Origin of the sequence: Bacillus sp. RC51 (assembly GCF_044908115.1) — a bacterium.
In the GTDB taxonomy this organism is placed as follows: Bacteria; Bacillota; Bacilli; order Bacillales; family Bacillaceae_G; genus Bacillus_A; species Bacillus_A mycoides.
Genome location: NZ_JBIYCW010000005.1, coordinates 68,019 through 93,476 on the forward strand (window position 1 = coordinate 68,019; position 25,458 = coordinate 93,476).

Below are 25,458 nucleotides of genomic sequence, written 5' to 3' on the forward strand. Positions count from 1 at the left end.
CAAAAGCCGTTAAGGATTAACTTAACGGCTTTTTGTATGTGCTAATTGGTGAATAGCCTCTTCGGCTAATAAGGCGAAATACTCTGCGCTAATAGGCAATGCTTTTTCATCTACTGTAAAAGCTGGATGATGCCATTCATGTGTACCACTTGTTCCCATAAAGACGAATGAACCTGGTATTTCTTGTTGGTAAAAAGAAAAGTCTTCTCCTGCCATTGATGGTGTAGGAGAGATAACGTTTAGATTCATTTTCTCTGCAATATGAATAGAAAAATCAGTGAGTACTTTATCGTTTTGAACAGCAGGAGGACCTGGGTAAAATCGAAATTCTGTTTTTACACCTAGTGCATCAGAAACGCCATTAATGATACGTTTCATTAATGCCGGAATCTTTTCACGTGTTTCAGCTTGGAATGTACGGACAGTTCCTTCTAATATTGCTTTTTCGGGAATAACGTTCCACGTATTCCCTGAATGAATGTTTGTTACACTTACGACAGCGTTATGAGAAGAACTAATATTTCGGCTTACAATCGTTTGAAGTGCCATCACGATTTGAGATGATGCAACGATAGGATCGACGCCGGCATCAGGCACAGCTGCATGTGTACCAACACCATGGATTTCAATTTCAAATCGATCGACTCCGGCCATTAGTGGCCCATCTTTAATACCGATTGTACCTACTGGTAAATCAGGTTTATTATGCATACCGAAAATAGCTTGCACGCCACGTAAATGCCCAGCCTCAATAACTTTGCAAGCACCATTACTACTTTCTTCAGCTGGCTGGAATATAAGGCGGACAGTTCCGTTAAGAGAAGCTTCTTTTTCTTTTAATAAGTAAGCCGCACCCAATACAGCAGCTGTATGAAAATCATGCCCACAAGCATGCATTTTACCTTGTATTTTTGAAGTGTATGGAAGGTCTGTTTCTTCTTGGATAGGAAGGGCATCGATATCAGCACGAAGCGCTACAACCGGTCCTTTTTTATTACCAGAAATTTCAGCGATAACTCCTGTCTCTAAATTGGAATCAATAATAGTGATATTGGCCTCGTCTAACCAATTTTTTATCGCTTTTGTCGTTTCAAATTCTTCGTATGATAGTTCTGGATTTTCATGTAAATGCCGACGAATGGAAATAAGTTTTTCTGTTAATTGATCAGGAATAGATGCCACTTATTATGCCCTCTTTCTTAAGTGAAGTATTTGTATTAATTATACAATAATAAAAGAGAGGATTCTCAAATGAAAATCCTCTCTCGTTTTATGCGGCAACTTTTTTATGAGTATGCTGTTTTTTATAACGTCCACGCATTGCGTATGCAATTTGCGGAATTGCGATACCGATTAAAATAAGTGATACACCGATCCATTGTGAAGATAGTACAGCTTCTTTTAAAACGAATACAGACATAATTGTTGTAACTGGCAGTTCTGCTGCACCAAGAATAGTTGCTAATCCAGAACCGATTTTTGGAATGCCAATTGTAAAGGCAATAGATGGAATAACGATACTAAATATTCCTAATCCTAAGCCGTATTTCCAAAGGCCTTGAGAGATCGCCCCGTTAAAAATAAATGTTGGCGGGAATACGATCATGACTAAAGTTAAAGCGCCAGCCATTAAAAGGACACCACGTGGTAAAGAAGGTACTTCAACGGCAACTTTCCCGCTTACGAAAATGTATGTTGCAAATGTAACAGCAGATAATAAGCCTAAAATGATTCCAGTCGTATCGAAATCACCAGCTGATGTTTCTAATAACCCACTTGATAAAAATGTACCTGCAAGTAAGAAGATTACTGAAATAACTTTTTCTCTTGAAGGTAATGTTTTTGTTGCGACTGCTTCAATGATAATCCCAACCCAAACGAACTGGAATAAAAGTATAATTGCAATAGAAGCTGGTACAGTTTTTAAAGAAGCGTAATAAAAAATTCCAGTAAAACTTGCAGACGTTCCTGCGACGAATAAAATTAACATTTGTTTTAGTGGAACACGATGTCTAGAAAATAGAAGTGTAATAGCAAGTAAAATAATCCAACCGAACAAATACTGGCTACCAATTACCTCTCCAAGTGAAAACCCTTCTGCATATGCAAGTTTAACAAAAATAGCTAAAACCCCATAACTACACGCTCCTAATAAAACTAAAAGAGAATAACGAAGCATGAAAAATTCCTCCCATCTATATGAAATTGTTCCGTAACGGACATATATAACTAGAGGGAAGTATACAAAATTAAAAATGAAGGGTCAAATGAAAGAAAAGTGCAAAATTTTATAGAATAATAATAAAAGTATGATATTTATGCATAATCTTGAAATTAATAATAATTAAAGTATTGTAAAATCAGCTTTATGTTGTATAAAGACAGCATTTGAAAAAAAATTTTAAGGCCAATAGGTGTGAAGTCAATTGTAATGTGCTAATCATTTGAGAAACTGTGGAACCTTTGTTATGTTAGTAACAATTAGAAAGAGTTTCATAATTCAATTGAGATTTTTCTATATAATAGAAGGGAATGAAAACGTTTTATTAGAAAATGTGTGAAAGGGTAGTTTTTCTTATTGTCATGTTGGAAAAGTGAATTCATGAAATGTCCATAGTATTTTCAATTGTTTTTGCTACAATATTGAAGAGGAGAGGAGTGGAATAATGCAAGATATTAGTATTTTTTTAGCGTTCGGAGCTGGGTTCTTATCATTTATATCCCCATGTTGCTTACCGCTTTATCCGGCATTTTTATCATACATAACAGGTATGTCGGTTTCTGAATTGAAAGAAGAAAATGCAATGCTTCGCAAAAGAAGTATGATACATACAGCGTTTTTCTTACTTGGTTTTTCAATTATTTTTATTGCAATTGGATTTGGTACAAGTTTTATTGGAGGCATCTTTACAAATTATAAAGATTTAATTAGACAGTTAGGCGGTATATTTATCATCGTGTTTGGTCTTATTATTGTCGGTGTGTTTAAACCGAAGTTTTTAATGCAAGACCGTAAATTTACGTTTAAAAATCGTCCGAGTGGTTATTTTGGTTCAGTTTTAATTGGATTGGCTTTTGCTGCTGGATGGACACCTTGTACTGGACCTATATTAGTGTCTGTAATTGGATTAGCTGCAACAAATCCAGAATCGGCAATGATTTATATGATTGCTTACATACTTGGATTTGCTATCCCGTTTTTCGTACTTTCATTCTTTATTACGAAAATGTCTTGGATTAAAAGAAATAGTATGAAATTCATGAAGATTGGAGGATACGTTATGATTGTCATGGGTATCTTCCTATATTTTAACTGGATGACGAAAATTATCGTATATTTCTCAAGTTTATTTGGTGGTTTTACCGGTTTTTAGTATTATTCTGTGAAAATGTTGGAAATACTAACGGAAAAGCATATAATAAAATTATATTTTGCATATAGCCACAAAAAAGGATGAGAAAATATGAACATAGTTCTGTTATCAAGTATCGTTGCTGTTTGTATGGCTGTCGGTGCGATGTTTATTCGTTTAAAAGCAGCTAAGAAACCTGCAACATTGAAAAAAATTATACTTCCCCCATTTTTTATGAGCACGGGAGCGTTGATGTTTGTTTTTCCTGAATTTCGATTAACTCCAGCAGAAATGTTAGAAGCAATTGGCGTCGGTTTGTTTTTCTCTATTTTTCTTATTAAAACATCTAAATTTGAAATTAGAGGACAAGAGATTTATTTGAAGCGTTCAAAAGCATTTGTTTTTATACTAATTGGATTACTTGTCGTGCGGATTGTATTTAAAACATACTTAAGCCAATCTCTTGATTTAGGACAACTTAGTGGCATGTTCTTCTTACTTGCGTTTGCAATGATCGTTTCATGGAGAATTGCAATGTACCGTTCCTTTACGAAATTACAGAAGGAAATGGAAAAAGAAGACGGTTTTTATAACGAAAAAGATATGAAGTTGACGTGAAAATTGTACATGTATAAAATAAAAAATACAGCGTCTTTGACGCTGTATTTTTTATTGGTATGGTTAGCACCTTCTGTCCCAACCACGACGTATAAAACGTAACTTGTCGAAAATAGGGAAATAAAAAATGAAGATTATTTTGCAAGTAAAGATTTGTAATTTGAATAATCAATCTTTTTTTCTTGAAGTTTCTTAATTAAAAATTTATGGTCGCGCTTCGGTGTGGCAACGATATATCCTTGTATGATTAAATCTTGTGTAATTTTTGGAGCGTTTTCCTTTATTGCAAGTTCCCCAATTTTACCGGCAATTTTTGATTTGGCAACATCACGAAATAGTTCAGGAACGGGACTTACTAGTTCTTCTAACAATTGTTTTTGTTCGTCAGCCCATAAATGTCTCGTTTTATTTATGTAATGCTCTTCCCAATCTAAAATGGACATACCGTCTTCTTTCGGTAATCGTTTTAAAAATTTTCTGAACATAAAGTATCCACCGATAGACATAAGTCCTAATAAAATAACAGTCCATAATACAATAAACCAACTGAACCATCCTTCGAGCAAGTGTATCCCCCCTTAATGATTGCGGTTTTCTTTTATTCATATTATAAACAGTGAGATTCATAGAAAGCAAGAACGCTTGGTCAATTTGACCAAGCGTTGTAGTTTAAACGAAGTATAGTTGTTCAACACATAAAATATCATTGTCATTTTCTACATATTCAATGATGAGTGTGCCAACTTTACGATCTTTATCTTCAGTTGTGAAAATAGAGTAAGAAGTAAAACGTGCTGTTGATAGGCCGCTTATATGTGTAGGTAAAGGAATGTAGTCGTTATCGCGGAAGAATTCCATTAGTTCAATATCTTCAAATTCTTTTCGGTCAACTTGTTTGTTTGTATAGCGGCGTTGAAGTTGTTTTAAAGATGCATTCCAAGAAATTGCTTTTGTGTCGTATACCATTGTTCTATCTCCTTACTGTATGTAATTATTAAGAACATACGTTCTAATCTAGTATACTCTTTTTATAAGAAAAGGGAAAGCAAAAAATAATGTAAGCTTGGATTTCCAAGCTTACATTATTTTGCGTCCGTCATAATCTCTATTTTTTATTATAAGTTAGATAAGAATAAGAAACAAGATGATATATATCTTGTTGATAGTTTTCAAAATTCTGTTTATTATTTATGTATTACAGTACAAGGGAATGAGAGAGATGACATACGTAATTTCACTCCAAGGACCGATGGCAAGTGGAAAAACAACATTGGCCAAAAGCTTAGAGCGATGTGGGCTTTCAGTTATATATGAAAACCCTTATCCAATTGTAGAAAAGCGGAAAGAATTAAATTTGGATATTTACACAAAAGAGGGGTTTATTACAAATCAAAAAATGTTTATTGAAGCAAAAATAAAAGAGTTTCAAAATGTGAAATCAGTCATGATTTTTGACCGCGGACCAGAAGATATTGAATTTTATACACTCTTTTATCCGAAGATGATAGGGAAAGAGTGGGATATAGAAACAGAATTAAAAGATGAATTGTATAAATTAAGAGAATGCCGTTCGGATGCAATTTTTTATTTAGATGTTTCGAAAGAGAGTTTGTATGATAGGAGAAATAATGATAGGACAAGAAATCGAAGTACATTTGAGGAACAATTTAAATTAGTAGAAGTTGAAAAAGAATGGTATAAACAATTTTCCGTAACTTATGTGGACACTAATATATTATCAGTGGACGAATTAGAGGCATATTTTATAGGGTGGCTAAGGGAGAAAAGGCTATGAAAAAAATATTATTATTCGTATACCCGACATTTGCAGAGTTTGAAATAACGGTAGCAACAGCATTGCTGAAAAAGAAATATGAAATCATTACAGCGGGTTTAACAAAAGAATTGATTATAAGTGAAACAGGCTTACAAGTACAGCCGCATATAGAATTAAGTGAAGTGTGTGTAGAAGAATATGAGGGGATTATCATTCCAGGCGGAGATGCAATACATATGAAAGAGGCAGAACTGCTTTTTTCAGTTATTCGTCAATTTTCTGAGGGAGAAAAGTTAGTGGCAGCGATTTGTGCTGGGCCGTATGCATTAGCAAAAGCAGGTTTATTTAAAGAAATCTCTTATACAGTGACCATAGATTATCAAAAATTAGATTGTTTTCCAGTAGAAAATTTTGTGTATACAGAAGTTGTACAGCACGCAAATATTATTACAGCACAAGGACATGCATTTGTGCCATTTGGACTAGCGATTGCCTCCTATTTTGGAGTAGTGAATGAACATAATACAAATTTTTATAGCGGAAAGGGCAATATAATGATGGAGAATCTTTTACCGGAAAACGTGTAAAAGCTAGCGAATGCTAGCTCTTTTCTTTTTTACATCGATAAATCACTAACGTTTTCGGATCGCTCCATATACTGTTATGAATTGTTAATTCATTTTCTATTTCTTTTTTTAGCCAGTCCTTCATTTCGATGTGAAGGGACATATTATCAGGTATATTCAACGACGGGAACATGCTAGAAATATAGTTAACGATTGGAGTGGCATGATGAAAAACAAGTGCATTATGAATAATTGTTTCTTCAACAGTTGAAAAAACAGAGTGCAATAGATCTTTACCATTTTCTAAACAAAATGGAGCTACTGACGGTGATGTTTTTGGTAAATCAAATGTGACTAACATTTTGTTACACATTTCATCTATACGAGGTAATGAAACTTTAGAATTTGTTGTAGCTAAAAGGGCGCCGCCAGGACGAATTATCTTATGGAATCCTTGAATAGTTTTTTCGACATCTTTCATGTGGTATAACATATGCCTTGCGATTAGCAGGTCATAACAATTAGCTTCGAAAGGAAGTTTACTAGCGTCACCGAGTTTCCATTCAATCATATTATTCGTTATAGCAGCTTCAGAAAGCATAGTTTCGGATTGATCAAAACCAGTTAGATGTCCTTTATGACCATTAGTTTGCAAAAGGGAAAGAAATTTTCCGTTAGCACACCCGACCTCTAATATTTTTTCTTCCCCTTGGAGTTGTAAATGTTCAATGACGACTTCATCTACATTCACTTGTTTTTCTTCGTAATGTTTATGCGTATCGATACGTGTTTGTAAATGGTCACTAACGTTGTATTGGCGTTTTACATCATTCATTTTTTCACATTCCACCTTTATGCAAAATTGCTGAATCGCATGTGTTAATACGTCTGTTTTATTTAAACCTTCGTAATGGAGTACGTCTTCAAACCTTGTAAGAAATTTTTCTTCAATTCGAAAATGAATATCTTTTCGCTTCGCCACTGAAATTTCGCCCCTTTGCATCTGTTAGTGAGACTATAGCACGTCTGAAAAAAATCTGTAAATAAATTGTGTACACAAGTACAAGTATGAGAGGGATAAAAAATTGCTTGAATAATATTTTAAACTATTGACGATTTAACCGTTTTCATATATTCTTAAATTAAGTAATATTCAAATAATTCAAAAGAAATGAGAGAGTCACATGCTTCTTCAAGGAACACATCGAATTGGTCGTATGGCCATGCTGTTGGCACTTGCGGATGAGAATGAAAGTCCCGTATTATCTATTCCGAAAGGTTGGAAATATTGTACTGGGAAAGTTGGTTCTATGAATTCGCAAAAAGTAGTAGCAGCAATGGAAACAGCGGCTAAGAGCAACCGAGTTATTGAAACAGATGTTTACAGAGAAACACATGCACTTTATCATGCAATTATGGAAGCTTTGTACGGAGTGACGAGAGGTCAAATTCAGTTAGCAGACGTTCTTCGTACAGTAGGACTTCGTTTTGCGATTGTGCGCGGTACACCATACGACGGAAAAAAAGAAGGCGAATGGGTTGCTGTTGCACTTTATGGAACGATTGGTGCACCTGTAAAAGGATCTGAGCATGAGGCGATTGGTTTAGGAATTAATCACATATGATTTGCCCATAGTCTATTAGTTAGAAGGGGGCCTTATTTTTTAGGACAGAAGTCTGTCTTAAAAAGATAAGGTCCCCTTTTGCCTTTATAAGGAGGAAAAAGAATGATTACGTTAACAGGACACACATTGACAGTTGAAGAAATGAAGAGGTTGTTACTTGAAGGTGAAGGTGTAACAGCTTGCCCAACTAGTATGCAAAAAGTGGCAGAGTGCCGCGAAGTTGTCGAGAAAATTGTAGAGGACGGAAAAGTCGTTTACGGTATTACAACTGGATTTGGAAAGTTTAGTGATGTACTTATTCAAAAAGATGATGTAAAAGCACTTCAGCACAACTTAATTCAGTCACATGCGTGCGGAATAGGCGATCCATTCCCTGAAGAAGTATCACGCGGTATGTTAATCTTACGAGCTAATACGATGTTAAAAGGAGTATCGGGTGTTAGACCACTTGTTGTAAACATGCTTCTTGAGTTTGTAAATCGTAAAATTCATCCAGTCGTTCCGCAACAAGGATCACTAGGAGCGAGCGGTGATTTAGCACCTTTATCTCATCTTGCTCTCGTTTTATTAGGTGAAGGTGAAGTGTTCTACAAAGGAAAACGAGTTCATGCGATGGTTGCTCTTACAGAAGAAGGACTTGAACCTATTGAACTTGAAGCAAAAGAAGGTCTTGCGTTAATCAATGGTACGCAGGCAATGACAGCGCAAGGGGTTCTTTCTTATATAGAAGCTGAAGCAAGTGCTTATCAATCAGAATTAATTGCATCGATGACAATGGAAGGATTACGCGGCATTATTGATGCATTCGATGAAAATGTTCATAAAGCGCGTGGTTATAAAGAGCAAGTCGAAGTGGCAAGCAGAATTCGTGATATTCTTCATGATAGTAAACTTGTGACAAAACAAGGAGAACTTCGTGTACAAGATGCATATTCACTTCGTTGTATCCCGCAAGTTCACGGTGCTTCTTGGCAAGTTTTAAATTATGTGAAAGAAAAATTAGAAATTGAAATGAATGCAGCAACAGATAATCCACTTATTTTTGATGGCGGGGAAAAAGTAATCTCTGGTGGTAATTTCCACGGACAACCGATTGCATTTGCAATGGACTTCTTAAAAGTAGGGATGGCGGAGCTTGCAAATATTTCAGAGCGCCGTATTGAACGCCTAGTAAATCCGCAATTAAATGACTTACCACCATTTTTAAGTCCAGAACCAGGACTTCAATCAGGTGCCATGATTATGCAATATGCAGCGGCTTCACTCGTTTCAGAAAATAAAACGTTAGCTCATCCAGCGAGTGTAGATTCAATTCCGTCTTCAGCTAACCAAGAAGATCACGTAAGTATGGGAACAATCGCTTCACGTCATGCGCATCAAATTATTCAAAATGCAAGACGCGTTCTTGCAATTGAGATGATCTGTGCGATGCAAGCAGCAGAATATCGCGGAATTGAAAACATGAGTACAGTTACAAAAACGTTCTATCATCAAGGTCGTCAGCAAGTGCCTTCTATTACAAATGACCGTATATTCTCAACGGATATTGAAAATATCGCGCATTGGTTAAAAACGAATTATTCAATAAAGGAAAGATTGGATGTAAATGCAGCACTATAAAACGAGAAAAGGGAGAGATTGAAATGGAAAAAGTACAACAAACAATTCGTGCGGCAAGAGGTACTGAGTTACAAACGAAAGGATGGGTTCAAGAAGCTGCACTTCGAATGTTAATGAACAATTTAGATCCTGAAGTAGCTGAAAAACCAGAAGAATTAGTTGTATATGGCGGAATTGGCCGTGCAGCTCGTAATTGGGAAAGCTACCATGCAATTGTTGATTCATTAAAAACGTTAGAAAACGATGAAACGTTACTTGTTCAATCAGGAAAACCGGTAGCAATTTTTAAATCACATGAAGATGCGCCTCGCGTTCTTTTAGCGAACTCAAACTTAGTACCGAAGTGGGCGAACTGGGATCACTTCCGTGAACTAGAGAAAAAAGGTCTTATGATGTACGGACAAATGACAGCGGGTAGCTGGATTTACATTGGAACACAAGGGATTTTACAAGGAACATATGAAACATTTGGTGAAGCGGCACGTCAACATTTCGATGGTTCATTAAAAGGTACTGTAACGATTACTGCTGGTTTAGGAGGTATGGGTGGTGCACAACCGCTTGCTGTAACGATGAACGGCGGTGTTGTAATTGCTATTGATGTAGATAAGCGTAGTATCGATCGTCGTATTGAAAAGAGATATTGTGATCTGTATACAGAGTCTTTAGAAGAAGCGTTAACTATTGCGAACGAGTATAAAGAGAAGAAAGAACCGATTTCAATTGGATTGCTAGGAAATGCGGCAGAGATTTTACCAGAGCTAGTGAAGCGTAATATTACGCCAGATTTAGTTACGGATCAAACATCTGCTCATGATCCATTAAACGGTTATATTCCAGTAGGTTACACAGTAGAAGAAGCAGCGAAGCTTCGTGAAGAAGATCCAGAACGTTACGTACAATTATCAAAAGAAAGTATGAAAAAACATGTAGAAGCAATGCTTGCAATGCAAGAAAAAGGCGCGATTACATTTGATTACGGAAATAACATTCGCCAAGTTGCTTTCGATGAAGGATTAAAAAATGCTTTCGATTTCCCGGGATTCGTTCCAGCATTTATCCGTCCATTATTCTGTGAAGGAAAAGGACCATTCCGCTGGGTAGCACTTTCTGGTGATCCAGAAGATATTTATAAAACAGACGAAGTTATTTTACGCGAGTTCGCGGATAATGAGCATTTATGTAATTGGATTCGTATGGCACGTCAGCAAGTTGAGTTCCAAGGTCTTCCATCACGTATTTGTTGGCTTGGTTATGGCGAGCGTGCGAAATTTGGCCGCATTATTAATGAAATGGTGGCTAATGGTGAATTATCAGCACCGATCGTTATCGGCCGTGACCATTTAGATTGTGGATCAGTAGCATCTCCAAACCGTGAAACAGAATCTATGAAAGACGGTAGTGATGCAGTAGCAGACTGGCCAATTTTAAATGCATTAATTAACAGTGTAAACGGTGCAAGCTGGGTGTCTGTTCATCACGGTGGTGGCGTTGGTATGGGTTATTCACTTCACGCTGGAATGGTTATCGTTGCAGATGGAACAGAAGCAGCGGCAAAACGTATTGAACGCGTATTAACTTCTGACCCTGGTATGGGTGTTGTTCGTCACGTTGATGCAGGCTATGACTTAGCGGTTCAAACTGCGAAAGAAAAAGGCGTTAACATTCCAATGATGAAATAAGGAGGAAGAAACATGCTGGACACTTTACTAATAAATATCGGTCAATTACTAACAATGGATCAAGAAGATGGCTTGTTAAGACGGGAAGCGATGAATACGCTTCCTGTTATTGAAAACGGTGCGGTTGGAATTGAAAATGGTGTAATTACTTTCGTTGGAACAGCGGAAGAAGCTAAAGGATTACAAGCGAAAGAGGTTATTGATTGCGGTGGGAAAATGGTTTCTCCTGGTCTTGTTGATCCGCATACTCATCTTGTATTTGGTGGATCTCGTGAAAATGAAATCGCGCTAAAACTACAAGGAGTTCCGTACTTGGAAATTTTAGAACAAGGCGGAGGTATTCTTTCAACTGTAAATGCAACGAAACAAGCGTCGAAAGAAGAACTTGTTCAAAAAGCAAAATTCCATTTAGACCGTATGCTATCTTTCGGTGTAACAACCGTAGAAGCGAAGAGTGGTTACGGATTAGATGATGAGACGGAATGGAAACAATTAGAGGCAACTGCACAATTACAAAAAGAGCATTCAATTGATTTAGTTTCAACATTTTTAGGCGCTCATGCAGTTCCGAAAGAGTATAAAGGAAGATCGAAAGAATTTTTACAATGGATGCTAGATCTATTACCAGAAATGAAAGAGAAGCAATTAGCTGAGTTCGTTGATATTTTCTGTGAAACAGGTGTGTTCTCTGTAGAAGAATCAAAAGAATTTTTATTAAAAGCGAAAGAGCTTGGCTTTGACGTGAAAATTCACGCGGATGAAATCGACCCTCTAGGTGGTGCAGAAGCAGCAGCTGAAATTGGTGCAGCATCAGCGGATCATTTAGTTGGCGCTTCTGATAAAGGAATTGAAATGCTTGCGAATTCTAATACAGTAGCAACTTTATTACCAGGAACAACTTTCTATTTAAATAAAGAAAGCTTCGCACGCGGCCGCAAAATGATTGATGAAGGTGTTGCAGTTGCTTTAGCTACAGACTTTAACCCAGGTAGCTGTCCAACTGAAAATATTCAGCTTATTATGAGCATTGCGATGCTGAAACTGAAAATGACACCAGAAGAAGTCTGGAATGCGGTAACAGTGAACTCATCTTATGCCATTAATCGAGGCGATGTAGCTGGGAAAATTAGAGTTGGTCGTAAGGCGGATTTAGTTTTATGGGATGCTTATAATTACGCTTACGTACCGTACCATTACGGCGTAAGTCATGTAAATACAGTATGGAAGAATGGGAATATCGCATATACAAGAGGTGAACAATCGTGGAGCACGGCCACTATTTAAAGAAAAATGCAAAGTTTATCGATCGTGAAGTGACGAAATGGAGCGAAATGATTAAAAATTGGGGGGAAGGAGTGGAAATATTCGGTGCTGCCTTAATTGGAGCGCCCCTTTCTAAACCATCTATTAGTCATTCAGGAGCATGTTTTGCGCCAAAAACAATTCGTTCAATGTTGGATGCATATAGCACGTACGCAATTACAGAAGAACACGATATGAAAGAAAGTGTTCTTCATGATTGCGGTGATATTACGATGCATGTGACAGATATAAAAGAGAGTCATAACCGAATTGCGAAAACAGTTGGTCACTTGACGAAAGTAAATCCGAAAATGATACCAATCGTTCTTGGTGGTGATCACTCGATTAGTTTTCCGAGTATAACTGGTTTTGCAAATAGTAAAGGGAAGGTCGGTATTATTCAATTTGATGCTCATCATGATTTACGTAATTTAGATGATGGTGGTCCATCAAATGGTACACCGTTCCGTAGTTTGCTAGAAAATGATGTGATTACAGGAAAACAACTCGTTCAAATTGGGATTCGTAATTTTTCAAATGCACGAGCGTACCATGAATATGCAAAAGAGCATGGCGTGACAGTGTATACAATGAAAGATGTAAGAGAGCGAAAAATAAAAGATCTTATTTCAGAAAGTATTGAAGTATTAAGAAAACAAGATGTGACTTCTATTTATATTTCCCTTGATATGGACGTACTAGACCAAGCGTTTGCGCCAGGCTGTCCAGCAATTGGCCCTGGTGGGATGGATAGTACAACTTTACTTGATGCAATTGAATTCCTGGGTAAAGAGCCACTCGTTCAAGGGATGGATATAGTAGAAATTGATCCAACTCTTGATTTTAGGGATATGACGAGTAGAGTAGCTGCGCAAGTGATTATGAGTTTTCTTTTAGCGCGAGAAACGATTAGTAAACAGGTTAGTATATAAGCGAAGGATCGTGTGTGAAGTTTTGAAGCAACCGTCTTTGTCAGTATATAAAAATACATCGCTACTTATATGTAGTGATGTATTTTTTTGTTTTACAAGGTATATAAAATTGGAGGAAATGGGTGTAGAAATGTAACAAAATCGCGGGTTTTTTAGTGTTTCTGTACAGCTTGAATTTTTATGTGTAAATAAATTGACATAGAAAATAATTTTGTGATATTATAAAAATTTTGCTAAAAAAATAAATGTGTGTTAAGATTGAGAAGGTTACCATATATGGAGGTGGATTATTTGTTTCAAATTGGCGATAACATCGTTTATCCAATGCACGGAGCAGGTATAATTAAAGCCATAGAAGAAAAGGAAATCTCAGGAGAAAAAAGACAGTATTATGTTATAAAAATGTCGGCTAGTAATATGGAAGTAATGATTCCTATGGGGAAAATATTGAGTTCAAATATACGACCAGTTACAGATATAAAGGCATTAACAAACATAATAGATATTTTTCAGCATGGGGAATCAGATAGATTACTTACGTGGAAACAAAGGTATAAATTAAACACTGATAAAATAAAAACGGGTAAAATACAAGAAGGTGCTGAAGTTGTACGTGATTTATTACGTATGCAGAAAGAAAAAGCACTTAATGCAAGCGAAAAGAAAATGTTAGATAACGCACATGAATTTTTGATTAGTGAGCTGGGATTAATTGAAGGTATCACAGAAAATCAAATAAAAAGCTTTTGTTAAGATTCATTGTAGATAATGTATTACATCCCAAAAAAGATCTTGAATTTTTTGGGAATATAATTATAGAAAATCAATCATTTCAAAGACATTCAACTCTTTCAAACCACTTTTAGAGCATTAACCTCTTTTGTTATTACTACAATTTAATCCATTTTTATTTTTTAATTTCTTTTACGAATGTTCGAAGTTTAATTAAATAACTCAATAAAATAGTTACTTGATTTTTGCAATCCTGATTCACACTGGCACGGACGAGGAGCCGTAAGGATGAAAGAGAGGTAGGGCTTTCATTGTTTTAGGTATATAAGTTATTATTTTTAGAAGAATACTGAACCACTCCCACTTCTATTGTTAAGAGATTTTCCATATGTGAGGAGATAATAATTGTTTATTTTCTTTATTTAAAAGAGATAAACGAATTGTTAGCCTTATATGGTCAACTAAAAAAGGTTTCCTACTTAGGAAACCTTTTTAATTTTTGTTTTTATCATTCTGTTTGTTTAATATTCGAATCTTTAATGGTAAAGACGTATAAATTGACGTTACTATCTAAAAGTAAGTATGATGCGATTATAGTTAGATTTTTTTAGGGGGAAGAAAAATGACAAGTTCAAATAATAAAGCGGCAAGTATTTATGAAGGAACAAATATAAACGCTTGGGGGTCTTTTGAAAATATTGAAGAAACGAAGTTATTTCATCCGATTCAAATTGGATCTTGGTCTCTTCGTAATCGCATAGCGATGGCACCGATGACGAGATGTTTTGCAAATAATGAGACTGGAGTCGTTGGTGCTGACGTAGTCGAATATTACCGAAAACGTGCTGCTGATGGGATTGGACTAATTATTACAGAAGGAATTGTCATTAGTCAGAGAGCAAAAGGGAATCCAGGAGTACCAGGTATTTATACACAAGCGCAAGTCGATTCTTGGAAACCTGTTACAGAGGCAGTACATAAAGAAGGTGGAACGATTATTGCTCAAATATGGCATGTTGGACGTATGAGTCATCACGAAATAATTGGTGGTCAAATGCCGCAAGCACCTTCTGCTATTGCTGCGGAGGGGAATGTTCCGCGTTTTCGTAAACCGTTTGATACACCAGAAGCAATGACAATAGAAGAAATAAAAGAAGTTATCGGTCAATATGCACAAGCCGCAAAGAATGCGATAGAAGCTGGATTTGATGGTGTAGAAATTCACGGTGCACACGGATATTTAATTGACCAATTTACTTATGAATTTGCGAATAAGCGTACTGATAAATACGGCGGTGACTTAAAACAAAGGTTAACGTTTATGAAAGAAGTTGTTCAGGCTGTAATTGAAGCAGTTGGAGCTGATAAAACGCTTCTTCGCTTCTCTGCCTTTAAAGGTGATAATCCTACTTATATGTGGGAACATCCTGAACTTGCAATTGAAACGTTTGTAAATATGTTTAAAGAAGTTGGATTAACGATGATTCACCCTTCAACGATGAATTATACGCAAGTTATTGCTGACGGCAAGAATTTTCATCAATTAGTAAGAAAGTATTGGGATGGTACTATCGTAGGAGTAGGTAATTTGAATCCGAAAGAGGCAGAAGAAGCACTGCAAGAAGGAACAATTGATGTAGCGGCGTTCGGAAGACCATTAATCGCTAATCCAGATTTTGTTCAGCGAATTAAAAATGCTGAAAGTTTGGTTGAATATGACGCGAAAGAGCATCTTGCTACGTTAGTGTGAATAAGGATAAAAAGAGAACACATGGAGTGTTCTCTTTTTATTATGGAATTTCATATATAGGGGGAAGCGGAATGAGTGAAGCGCTACTCATTATTATTAGTATATTGCTCTTTTTGATGCTACTTTTAATTGTCTTTTTTATCATTACATTTTTTATTAAAAAACGGACGCATCATTCTATATTAAAACTGCATCCATACTTAGGTAGAATGCGCTATTTGCTCGAAAAAATAGGCCCGGAATTTCGGCAATATTGGTTTGATCATGATACTGACGGAAAGCCCTTTTCGCGCTACGATTTTCAAAGTGTTATGTTTCTAGCAAAATACCGTTCTGAAATACTTGGTTTTGGATCAAAACGAGATTTTGAGGAATCTGGCTATTATATTGCTAATACATTATTCCCCACATTAACAGATGAATTAAGTGTGAATCTCACGCAAGAACGTGAGGGGAAAAAATATATGATTCATAAAGAAGGGTTATTTTCAAGAAGAGAAAAATTGACAGCGGATACAACAAACCTTTGGTTGTATGAAGAAGATGATGCAATTGTAGTCGGCGAAAATCGTAAATATCCATGGAAACTGTATGGGATGTTTGGAGCGTCAGCGACATCTTACGGTGCGATTGGAGAAAATTATATTTTATCAGCTGGGTTTGGTGCAAAAATGGCAGGTGGTTCGTGGATTAATACTGGGGAAGGGGGTGTCATTCCAGAACATTTACATACGGGTGCAAATATCATTGCCCAAATTGGTCCGGGATTATTTGGATACCGTGACGAGGACGGGAATTTTTCGATGAAGGAATTTATGGAGAAGGCGAAAGAAAGTAATATTAAAGCGTTTGAATTGAAATTTGGGCAAGGAGCAAAAATACGTGGTGGTCATTTAGAAGGACAGAAGGTAAATGAGAAAATCGCTTCCGTTCGGAAAGTACGAGAAGGAGAAACGATTAATTCGCCAAATCGTTTTTCATTTATTAGTAGTGCCGCAGAGGCTTTATATTTTATTCAAGATTTACAAGAAAACGGTGGTAAACCAGTGGGTATGAAAATTGTAATTGGTCAACAGAAGCCTTTGGAAGATTTATTAAAAGCAATGAAAGAATTAAACATCTATCCAGATTTTATTACAATCGACGGTTCAGAAGGTGGATCAGGGGCAACATATAAATCGATGGCAGATAGTATGGGGCTTCCGCTTATACCGGCACTACTTACATTTATTGATACAGCAAATCATTACGGTGTCAGGGATAAATTAAAGGTGTTTGCCTCCGGGAAATTAATCACGCCAGATAAAGTAGCGATTGCTTTAGCTATCGGTGCAGATGCCGTAAATTCAGCACGTGGATTCATGATGGCAAGTGGTTGTATTATGGCACTTCAATGTAATTCAGGGCAATGCCCATCGGGGGTTGCAACTACGAATCCACACTACCAAAAAGCATTAGATCCGTATGAGAAAAAATGGCGAGTAATGAACTATGTTATTAGTATGAGATATAGTTTGTTTTCATTAGCGGCAGCAGCAGGGGTAAAGAGCCCACGCCATTTAACGAGAGAGCATATTGTGTTTAAAGATGAGATGGGGAGAGTAGTTCCACTTTCGGAATTGTTTCCTTCCGTAATTGGGAAGTAAATATGTAGCTGAACAAAAAAAATCAAAAAAGTCATACATTTGTATGGCTTTTTTGGTTATGGGAAAAGTAGAAATTTATTACATGAATGTTCCCGCTTTTCGGTTGCTCTTTTTCAAACAAATTGTTTGATGGAGATGAGTTATCAGAATATTGTTTTTGATGAAAAAATGAAATGATATCCGCATTGACAATAAAAACTAATTAGACTATAATAAATCTCGAATTCAAGATATTTTTTGAAGGATAGTCAAAATCATAAAATCAATATTTAAAATATAATCATAAGAACTGTAGTTTTTTTGTAAAATATCTCGAATTCGAGATATTTTTTGAACTAAATGAAATGTGTTAGTTTTTTAGAGAAATACCTCAATTTTGAAAAAGATAGTATTGCGGATTGAACTTTATCATATGGACAAAATGAATAATGAATTTTAGCGAATAAACGTTTTTTGTAATGAAATAAAAAAGGGGGTGGAGAAAGTGGAAAAGAAAACGATGGGAATTCATCACATTACAGCAATCGTAGGTCACCCACAAGAAAATGTAGATTTTTATGCAGGTGTATTAGGATTGCGTTTAGTAAAACAAACAGTGAATTTTGATGATCCAGGTACGTATCATCTTTATTTTGGTAATACAGGAGGAAAGCCTGGAACAATTATTACGTTTTTCCCATGGGCAGGTGCTCGTCAAGGTATTATTGGGGACGGTCAAGTAGGCATTACGTCTTATGTCGTATCAAAAGGCACAATGGAGTTTTGGGAAAATAGATTAGAAAAATTCGACGTACCGTATACAAAAATGACTCGGTTTGGAGAACAGTATATAGAATTTGATGATCCACATGGTTTGCATATAGAATTAGTTGAAAGAGAAGAGGGCGAATTAAATAATTGGACTTTTGGGGAAGTTACGCCAGAAGTAGCAATTAAAGGATTTGGCGGTGCTGTTCTTTTATCTGCACAACCTCAAAAAACTGCTGAATTGCTAGAGCATGTTATGGGTCTTGAGAAAGTAGGAGAAGAGGGAGAGTTTATGCGGTTCCGTTCTTCTGCTGATATTGGAAATATTATCGATTTGAGATTATCAACAATTGGACGTGGGCAAATGGGTGTTGGTACAGTTCATCATATTGCTTGGAGAGCGAATGATGATGCTGATCAATTAGACTGGAAAGAGCATGTGTCTCGCTTTGGATATGGTGTAACCCCTGTACAAGATCGAAACTATTTTAACGCAATTTATTTTAGAGAACACGGCGAAATCTTATTTGAAATTGCAACAGACCCTCCTGGTTTTGCCCATGACGAATCTTTAGAGACGATGGGTGAGGAGTTAAAATTACCGGATCGATATGAACAACATAGAAAACAAATTGAACAGACACTCTTACCATTTGAAGTGAGAAATCTAGATTAAAGTGATTGAAAGGGGAAAAGGAATATGATGAAACATGTTTTTCAAAAAGGAAAAGATACGTCAAAACCAGTGTTGTTATTGCTTCATGGTACAGGAGGAAATGAATTAGATTTATTACCGCTTGCAGAAAGAATTGATCGGGAAGCTTCTGTATTAAGTGTTCGTGGAAATGTATTAGAAAATGGGATGCCTCGTTTCTTCCGCCGATTAGCAGAAGGTATTTTTGATGAAGAGGATCTTGTTTTCCGTACGAAGGAATTAAATGAATTTTTAAATGAAGCAGCAAAAACATATGAATTTGATAGAGATAATATCGTAGCTGTTGGGTATTCAAATGGAGCAAATATTGCGGCGAGCTTATTATTCCATTACGAAAATGCATTAAAAGGTGCAGTCCTTCATCACCCAATGGTGCCTAGAAGAGGAATAGAATTACCTAATTTAGCAGAGAAATTCGTATTTATCGCTGCTGGAACAAATGATCCAATTTGTTCACCTTCTGAGTCAGAGGAATTGAAGATGCTATTAGAAAATGTAGATGCTAATGTAACAATGCATTGGGAAAATAGAGGACATCAATTAACGATGAATGAAGTAGAGAAGGCAACAGAATGGTATGAAAAAATATTTTCACATGCATAAATAGTAGACTAAATCGAGTGTAAAATCATAAAGACTTTATACTCGATTTTTTTGTTGCAATTTAAGGGGTTAAAAGAGAATAGGAAAGTTATGTTAAAATATAAAGAAAATGTAGAATAATGGAGGGGAACTATTAGATGTCAAACTACGAAAATGAAGAAATGTTAACGGGAGGGAATGTCTCAAACGTATATCGTTCGGAAGATACTGTTCGACGAGAATTAAAGCAAGGCAGTACCAAAATTCATAAGCTATTAAATCATTTGGAAAACAAAGGTTTTAGTTATGCACCAAAGTTTTTAGGTATTGATGATAAAGATAGAGAGATATTATCATTTATTGAAGGAGAAGCTGGTAATTATCCTTTAAAAAAGTATATGTGGTCTAATGATGTTTTAAAAGAAATAGCGAAGATGCTCCGTCTTTATCATGATGCTGTGAGTGACTTCCCGTTATCAGATGATTGGAAACCGATGGATAATACTCCAAATAAAATAGAGGTTGTATGCCATAATGATTTTGCAATATACAACATTATTTTTAATAACGAAAAACCAGTAGGTATTATCGATTTTGATGTTGCTGGTCCTGGGCCAAGACTTTGGGACATAGCCTATACTCTTTACACTTGTGTCCCATTAAGTAGAGTTTATTATAAGGAAACAAGTGAGGCGGTTTATTATAATTCATTACAGCATGCAGACCGCATAAAGCAAAGGGTTAAATTGTTTTTTGAATCTTACGGTGGGGGTATGGAAGAAGATTATCTGGAGATGGTATTGCTACGATTAGAAGGGTTATGTAAATATGTGGAAAGAAAAGTACTAGAAGGCGATATGAACTTCCAAAAGATGATAGATGAAGGGCATCTTGAACATTATGAAAATGATATTCAGTTTATTCGTAAACATGGAAAAGAGTGGATCTAATAAAATAAATCGTATACAAAAATAAAGCTCAGAGTCATATAGGGACTTTGAGCTTTTTAGTGTAGATGTTTTCCACAATAACTGAACTACTTATAATATCTTGTAGATGTATAGTTAAGAGTTTGTTACAGGATGAGCTGTAGCAATCGGTAATTGGATATCGACAGTTGTTCCTATGTTTAATTCACTGGAAATGAATAATTTCCCGTGATGCTCTTGAATGATTTTATAGCACATCATTAAGCCAAGGCCAGTTCCTTTTTCTTTCAAGCTATAAAAAGGTTCGCCAAGACGAGCCATGCGCTCTTCAGGAATCCCACAACCTTCATCCATAATGCGTATTGAAACAAAATCACTTTCTAACGAAGTTGTTTGAATGAAAATGTTACCACCATCAGGCATCGCCTCGATTGCATTTTTTAATATGTTAATCAAAACTTGTTTTAATTGATTACTGTCACATTGAATGTCAGAAATATAATCGAAATGATCCATGATGATATGAACGCTATGCATAATTGCTGTTGGTAAAATAAAAGTTACAACTTCTTCAATTAATGTTTGTACGTTGCATGTATGAATAAATAACACTTGTGGTTTAGACATCGCCATAAATTGGCTTGTTATAGATTCCATTTGTGAAATTTCACTCAACATAACGTCCACATACCATTTATTTTCCTCATTTATTTCTGGATGTAATAACGTTAAAAATCCTTTTAATGAAGTGAGCGGGTTTCTAATTTCATGAGCGATTCCAGCTGTCAGTTGTCCTACTACTGCAAGTTTTTCGGATTTCCGTAATAACTTTTCAGTTTCTTTTAGTTCGGTAACGTCTCTTCCCATCACTATAAGACCTTTGCGTGAGCCATCAGGATGGAAGAGTGGGACTTTTGAAATGCTTAAAACTAGGTCGAAATCATTTCTATGTATAATAAATTCCTCTCCGTGAAGAATTTGTCCTTTTTGCCATGTTAGTTCATCGACTTCTTCACAATGCAAAAAAGATTCGCGGTATGCTTCGTTATATTGAATGAGTTCATTATCTCTTTTTCCATGATAAGGAACGTTATGGAAATTGAAACAAGAAAGCGCATAGTCATTCGCTTCAAGCCAGCGTCCTTCATGGTCCTTAAAAATAACAAATGCAGGCATTGAATTCATTAATGTGCGTAATCGTTTCTCACTCTCTTGTAATACTTTCTCAATTCTTTCTGATTTTTCAAGGGGTTTCATAATGGCGTATACACCTGTTAAACGGTTTTTAACAAAAATAGGAACTAATTTTGTTACGACATCTAGTAAATATCCGTCTTTATGATAAATAGAGACGATATACTCTTTTTGATTGTCAGCTGCAGCATTTTTTATGTATTGTAGCACTTGATCAGAAATATGTGCTTCTAAAATAGAAGTGATTGTTTTCCGCTCTAATTCGTTAGAAGTATAACCTAATATTCTTTCCGCAGAGGGGTTAATATGTAAAATAACTCCTTCTAAATTCAATGAAATAATACTATCAGGGTTATGTTCAAAAAGAGATGCATACATTTCTGCTAAAGAACGATTTTGTATATGGTTTCGCAAGCGCTCCGAGACGTTTGGGTGACGCTTTTTTTGCGTAGATGAATGTTTTTTACGACTCATAATATTTCCTCCGTACAACTAGCATCTAAAAAAGATGAATCTAGTACTAACTATAATATAGGTGCAATGTGTATTTCTATAAAAAATGGAAATTATATAATAAATTTTCTTTTTTATTTTTAGTGGAAGGTAAAAAAAGGTAGTAATAAGAGAATCTTATATTGCTTTATTAATATTTTCTAAGTTACATGAATGTATTTTCGTTATAACATTAGAATAGAAGAGGGGGAAGGAATATGAAAAATTATATTCAAGGAATTGATCATGTACAAGTAGCGGCGCCAGTAGGATGTGAAGAAGAAGCACGAGAATTTTATGGTAATAAAATTGGTATGGAGGAAATCCCAAAGCCAGAGGAATTAAAGAAGCGTGGTGGGTGTTGGTTTAAGTGTGGAAATCAAGAGATTCATATCGGAGTTGAGCAAAATTTTAATCCAGCTAAAAAAGCGCATCCAGCTTTTTATGTTTTGAAAATTAATGAATTTAAACAAGGGTTAATAAAGCGAGGTATTGAAGTAATAGATGATCATGCGCGACCAGATGTAATCAGATTTTACGTGTCAGATCCGTTTGGAAATCGAATTGAATTTATGGAAAATAAAAACTAGGTGGAGATCCACCTAGTTTTTTACACTTTTCTAAACAATCCTAATACTTCAACAGTCTCCGTAATATTAACGAATGCATGAGGATCAATTTCCGAAATCGTTAGTTTCATACTTGCTAATTCTTCACGTGAAACGACTGTCATAAGTACACGTTTTTTCTCGTTTGAATAAGCACCTTCACCATCAAGTAACGTAATTCCACGTACTACAGTTGAAAGAAGCTTTTTTTTCATTTCTTCCGCTTGATTTGTTACAATCATAAGTGTAACTTTACGATGTTTTGTATGAACGGCATCAATTACTTTACCAGTTACATAAATTGAAAGTAAGCTTGTAAGGGCAACATCCCAAGTGAAGAAAAATCCTGCAATGACAACAACAACTGTATTTAATGCAATAAGGAATCCACCAAGTTTAATATCTCGCTTGCGAGATAACAACATACCGATAATATCAAAGCCACCAGTTGAACCATGGCAGTTAAAGACAAGACCAATACCAGCGCCGGCGATGACACCGCCAAATACAGATGATAAAAGTGGGTCTGTTGCTACGACTTTTACTGGAACATAGTATAATGCAACAGATAATACAATTACAGAAACAACCGTGTTAAAAATTACTTTTTTTCCAAGACCTATGTATCCTAAAATAAGGATAGGTAAGTTCAATACAAAGTTAATAATACCTGTGTTTACAGGGGTTACAATCCCTAAAATAATAGCAATTCCGCCAATTCCACTACTTAAAATTTTATGGGGGATAAGGAAAAGATTAAAGGCAATTGCGATAATAATAGAACCAAAAATAACACCAAGAAATCTGACCATTTCTTTCCCGTCCTTCACTAAATAATCATATTATTTCAAGATTATATATGAAATTGAAAGTTTTTGGGGAAAACAGTTTATTTTGGAAAATTAGATTAATCTAAATAGTTCGAGTGTTTGATAAATTAGGAGGGGATACAGATATGAAGATAACGACGTATCAACAGAAGAGTCCTTTAAAACAAGAGTGTGAGGATTCATTTTTTTGTAATGAAGATAAAATGATTTACGGTGTATGCGATGGAGCAACACCGTTAGTTCCATTTTGTGATGAAGAAGGACATAATGGAGCATACATCGCTTCACATTTATTTGCAAGTCATTTTACTTCGCTACGAGAGGTCAATAGTTTACAAGATGAAGTTGCAAAGGCGAATGAATTATTGCAAAACAAGATGCTAGAGTACAAGGTTGATACGAGAAAAAAAGACCATCTGTGGTGTACATGTATTGCAGCAGTTCAAATAGAAGGCGAAAAACTTGAATATGCACAATTAGGTGATTGTATGATCGTTGCAATACTTCAGGATGGAGCGATAAGAGTATTAACGAAAGATACAGTTAAGGGAATTAGTAAACGCGCAAAACAGAAGAGAGAAGAGGATTGTAAAAAAGGATTACCAGTCCCGGAAGAACATGTTTTTCAAGATGTTCGGGAGCAGTTGAAATACAACCGCTATCTTGCGAATGTGCCAAACGGTTACGCAGTTGCAAATGGGATGAAAGAAGCAATGACTTATTTACAACATGGGGAATTACATGTAGCTGATGTAAGTGGGATCTTTATTTGTTCGGACGGATTGTTCCATCCGGAGTGGTCGTTAGAACAAATTGTGATATATATAAGAAAGAATAGTATAAAAGAATATGTAGCAATCATTGAAAGGCTAGAAGGAGAAAATAGAATAAGACCAGATGATAAAACAATTATTATAATTGATTTTTAAGGGGAGGAAGTTCAAATGGAAATTAAATGTGTAAATTTAACATTTCAAAATGAGTTAGTTCCTTTAGAAAAAGTAAATAAACTGATCATCCACCATACGTCAGAAGATGGATGGGATGTGTATAAAACTCACGAATTTCATCAAAAGGTAAGAGGATGGAGCGGGATTGGTTACAATTATTTTATTGAAGAAGATGGAACTGTAGTCGAAGGGCGAGGTTTACATATTGGAGCACATGCGAAAGATAATAATAGTGATACAATTGGAATATGTATGACGGGGAATTTTGATAAATATGATCCAACTACTGCACAAATGAATTCATTATATTCTTTATGTAAAATGTTTATGAAGCAGTTTGCCATAGAGAAAGGAAATATACTCGGCCATAGGGAGTTAGAAGGGGTTACAAAAACTTGTCCAGGAAATCGATTTTCTATGGTAGAGTTAAGAAAAGTATTATCTTAAATATAGAGGAGTAACGAATGATGATGAACATAAAAATAACGAATGATAAAAAAGAAAAGCTTGTAGCACAAATTCAGCAATTTTTCGTTGAAGAAGATTTAGATGAAATTGGACGTTTCCAAGCAGAACGTTTAATAGAAGAAATGATAAAGTTAGTAGGACCATTTGCATACAATCAAGCAATTGGAGATGCAAGAAAACTTGTAAGTGAGAAATTAACGAATATTGAAGAAGATTTATATGTGTTAGAGAAGAATGAAGGGAAATAAAAAAAGACTAGAAATTCTAGTCTTTTTTTATTTGATTAGCAGAAAAAAACATGGAGAAAACACGGAAAGGACATTGGAAGTACATCTTTTAT

At 35.6% G+C, this 25,458-nt stretch carries 26 protein-coding genes; 19 read left to right on the forward strand and 7 right to left on the reverse strand.

Annotated features, from left to right (window positions below):
• Nucleotides 1-21: 21 nt before the first annotated feature.
• Both ABH959_RS12570 and ABH959_RS12575 read right to left on the reverse strand, forming a co-directional pair.
• Entirely contained in the window at nt 22-1,182 is a 1,161-nt protein-coding gene (locus tag ABH959_RS12570) for a M20 peptidase aminoacylase family protein (protein ID WP_113936938.1), read from the reverse strand.
• A gap of 88 nt (nt 1,183-1,270) precedes the next feature.
• Nucleotides 1,271-2,179 carry an EamA family transporter gene (locus tag ABH959_RS12575; RefSeq protein WP_002137757.1) on the reverse strand — a complete coding sequence of 303 codons (909 nt, stop codon included), beginning with the start codon at nt 2,177-2,179 and terminating at the stop codon, nt 1,271-1,273.
• A gap of 487 nt (nt 2,180-2,666) precedes the next feature.
• On the opposite strand from ABH959_RS12575, the gene ccdA reads away from it, so the two are divergent.
• Together ccdA and ABH959_RS12585 are read left to right on the forward strand one after the other, a co-directional pair.
• Nucleotides 2,667-3,374, forward strand: coding sequence for a cytochrome c-type biogenesis protein CcdA (gene ccdA / locus ABH959_RS12580; RefSeq protein ID WP_001152684.1), 708 nt, complete (start codon nt 2,667-2,669; stop codon nt 3,372-3,374).
• Between the two features lie 90 nt (nt 3,375-3,464).
• Nucleotides 3,465-3,971 (forward strand): CcdC family protein, encoded by a 507-nt coding sequence (locus ABH959_RS12585; protein ID WP_002014224.1) that lies wholly within the window; start codon nt 3,465-3,467, stop codon nt 3,969-3,971.
• A 134-nt stretch (nt 3,972-4,105) separates the two neighbouring features.
• Here ABH959_RS12585 and ABH959_RS12590 read toward each other — a convergent pair whose 3' ends face one another.
• On the reverse strand, nt 4,106-4,537 hold the full coding sequence (locus tag ABH959_RS12590) for a DUF2621 domain-containing protein (RefSeq protein WP_404492659.1): 432 nt from the start codon (nt 4,535-4,537) through the stop codon (nt 4,106-4,108).
• A 103-nt stretch (nt 4,538-4,640) separates the two neighbouring features.
• Entirely contained in the window at nt 4,641-4,937 is a 297-nt protein-coding gene (locus ABH959_RS12595) for a hypothetical protein (protein WP_002014228.1), read from the reverse strand.
• 253 nt (nt 4,938-5,190) lie between these two features.
• Between ABH959_RS12595 and ABH959_RS12600 the strand changes: the two genes are divergently transcribed.
• The gene (locus ABH959_RS12600; RefSeq protein WP_404492660.1) at nt 5,191-5,766 is read left to right on the forward strand and encodes an AAA family ATPase; all 576 of its coding nucleotides are present in this window, start codon (nt 5,191-5,193) and stop codon (nt 5,764-5,766) included.
• Nucleotides 5,763-6,335 carry a DJ-1/PfpI family protein gene (locus ABH959_RS12605; RefSeq protein ID WP_404492661.1) on the forward strand — a complete coding sequence of 191 codons (573 nt, stop codon included), beginning with the start codon at nt 5,763-5,765 and terminating at the stop codon, nt 6,333-6,335. Before ABH959_RS12600 ends, ABH959_RS12605 begins: the two co-directional genes overlap by 4 nt.
• 13 nt (nt 6,336-6,348) lie before the next feature.
• Here ABH959_RS12605 and ABH959_RS12610 read toward each other — a convergent pair whose 3' ends face one another.
• Nucleotides 6,349-7,296 (reverse strand): class I SAM-dependent methyltransferase, encoded by a 948-nt coding sequence (locus ABH959_RS12610; protein ID WP_404492662.1) that lies wholly within the window; start codon nt 7,294-7,296, stop codon nt 6,349-6,351.
• 202 nt (nt 7,297-7,498) lie between these two features.
• Between ABH959_RS12610 and hutP the strand changes: the two genes are divergently transcribed.
• From hutP to ABH959_RS12665, 11 genes are all read left to right on the forward strand, one after another.
• On the forward strand, nt 7,499-7,939 hold the full coding sequence (gene hutP / locus ABH959_RS12615) for a histidine utilization transcription antiterminator HutP (RefSeq protein WP_000926519.1): 441 nt from the start codon (nt 7,499-7,501) through the stop codon (nt 7,937-7,939).
• A gap of 102 nt (nt 7,940-8,041) precedes the next feature.
• The gene (gene hutH, locus ABH959_RS12620) at nt 8,042-9,559 is read left to right on the forward strand and encodes a histidine ammonia-lyase (RefSeq protein WP_002033511.1); all 1,518 of its coding nucleotides are present in this window, start codon (nt 8,042-8,044) and stop codon (nt 9,557-9,559) included.
• Between the two features lie 23 nt (nt 9,560-9,582).
• A complete protein-coding gene (gene hutU, locus ABH959_RS12625; RefSeq protein WP_002137750.1) occupies nt 9,583-11,241 on the forward strand; it encodes a urocanate hydratase in 1,659 nt (552 codons plus the stop codon).
• A gap of 12 nt (nt 11,242-11,253) precedes the next feature.
• A complete protein-coding gene (gene hutI / locus ABH959_RS12630) occupies nt 11,254-12,525 on the forward strand; it encodes an imidazolonepropionase (RefSeq protein WP_000887531.1) in 1,272 nt (423 codons plus the stop codon).
• On the forward strand, nt 12,504-13,475 hold the full coding sequence (gene hutG, locus ABH959_RS12635; protein ID WP_404492663.1) for a formimidoylglutamase: 972 nt from the start codon (nt 12,504-12,506) through the stop codon (nt 13,473-13,475). Before hutI ends, hutG begins: the two co-directional genes overlap by 22 nt.
• 291 nt (nt 13,476-13,766) lie before the next feature.
• A complete protein-coding gene (locus tag ABH959_RS12640) occupies nt 13,767-14,228 on the forward strand; it encodes a CarD family transcriptional regulator (RefSeq protein WP_170935206.1) in 462 nt (153 codons plus the stop codon).
• A 601-nt stretch (nt 14,229-14,829) separates the two neighbouring features.
• Nucleotides 14,830-15,957 (forward strand): alkene reductase, encoded by a 1,128-nt coding sequence (locus tag ABH959_RS12645; protein WP_113936945.1) that lies wholly within the window; start codon nt 14,830-14,832, stop codon nt 15,955-15,957.
• 71 nt (nt 15,958-16,028) lie between these two features.
• The gene (locus ABH959_RS12650; RefSeq protein WP_113936946.1) at nt 16,029-17,603 is read left to right on the forward strand and encodes an FMN-binding glutamate synthase family protein; all 1,575 of its coding nucleotides are present in this window, start codon (nt 16,029-16,031) and stop codon (nt 17,601-17,603) included.
• A gap of 484 nt (nt 17,604-18,087) precedes the next feature.
• On the forward strand, nt 18,088-19,026 hold the full coding sequence (locus ABH959_RS12655; RefSeq protein ID WP_404492664.1) for a ring-cleaving dioxygenase: 939 nt from the start codon (nt 18,088-18,090) through the stop codon (nt 19,024-19,026).
• A 27-nt stretch (nt 19,027-19,053) separates the two neighbouring features.
• Nucleotides 19,054-19,668: an alpha/beta hydrolase gene (locus ABH959_RS12660; protein ID WP_002087830.1), complete on the forward strand. Its 615-nt coding sequence runs from the start codon at nt 19,054-19,056 to the stop codon at nt 19,666-19,668.
• Nucleotides 19,669-19,805: 137 nt separating this feature from the next.
• Complete coding sequence (locus tag ABH959_RS12665) at nt 19,806-20,597, forward strand: phosphotransferase (RefSeq protein WP_404492665.1); 792 nt, start codon at nt 19,806-19,808, stop codon at nt 20,595-20,597.
• Nucleotides 20,598-20,711: 114 nt separating this feature from the next.
• Here ABH959_RS12665 and ABH959_RS12670 read toward each other — a convergent pair whose 3' ends face one another.
• Nucleotides 20,712-22,244 carry a BA3702 family sensor histidine kinase gene (locus ABH959_RS12670; RefSeq protein ID WP_113936949.1) on the reverse strand — a complete coding sequence of 511 codons (1,533 nt, stop codon included), beginning with the start codon at nt 22,242-22,244 and terminating at the stop codon, nt 20,712-20,714.
• A 236-nt stretch (nt 22,245-22,480) separates the two neighbouring features.
• On the opposite strand from ABH959_RS12670, the gene ABH959_RS12675 reads away from it, so the two are divergent.
• Nucleotides 22,481-22,852, forward strand: a complete 372-nt coding sequence (locus ABH959_RS12675; protein ID WP_242310463.1) for a VOC family protein — start codon at nt 22,481-22,483, stop codon at nt 22,850-22,852.
• Between the two features lie 20 nt (nt 22,853-22,872).
• On the opposite strand, the gene ABH959_RS12680 is transcribed toward ABH959_RS12675, so the two are convergent.
• Nucleotides 22,873-23,682 (reverse strand): YitT family protein, encoded by an 810-nt coding sequence (locus ABH959_RS12680; RefSeq protein WP_000251329.1) that lies wholly within the window; start codon nt 23,680-23,682, stop codon nt 22,873-22,875.
• A 143-nt stretch (nt 23,683-23,825) separates the two neighbouring features.
• Here ABH959_RS12680 and ABH959_RS12685 point away from each other — a divergent pair, with 143 nt between their 5' ends.
• Genes ABH959_RS12685 through ABH959_RS12695 form a run of 3 tightly spaced genes read left to right on the forward strand, consistent with a single transcriptional unit; the run spans nt 23,826 to nt 25,366 of the window.
• Complete coding sequence (locus ABH959_RS12685) at nt 23,826-24,629, forward strand: protein phosphatase 2C domain-containing protein (protein ID WP_404492666.1); 804 nt, start codon at nt 23,826-23,828, stop codon at nt 24,627-24,629.
• Between the two features lie 15 nt (nt 24,630-24,644).
• The gene (locus ABH959_RS12690; protein WP_002066601.1) at nt 24,645-25,097 is read left to right on the forward strand and encodes a peptidoglycan recognition protein family protein; all 453 of its coding nucleotides are present in this window, start codon (nt 24,645-24,647) and stop codon (nt 25,095-25,097) included.
• Between the two features lie 17 nt (nt 25,098-25,114).
• Entirely contained in the window at nt 25,115-25,366 is a 252-nt protein-coding gene (locus tag ABH959_RS12695) for a DUF2164 domain-containing protein (protein WP_404492667.1), read from the forward strand.
• Nucleotides 25,367-25,458 lie beyond the last annotated feature (92 nt).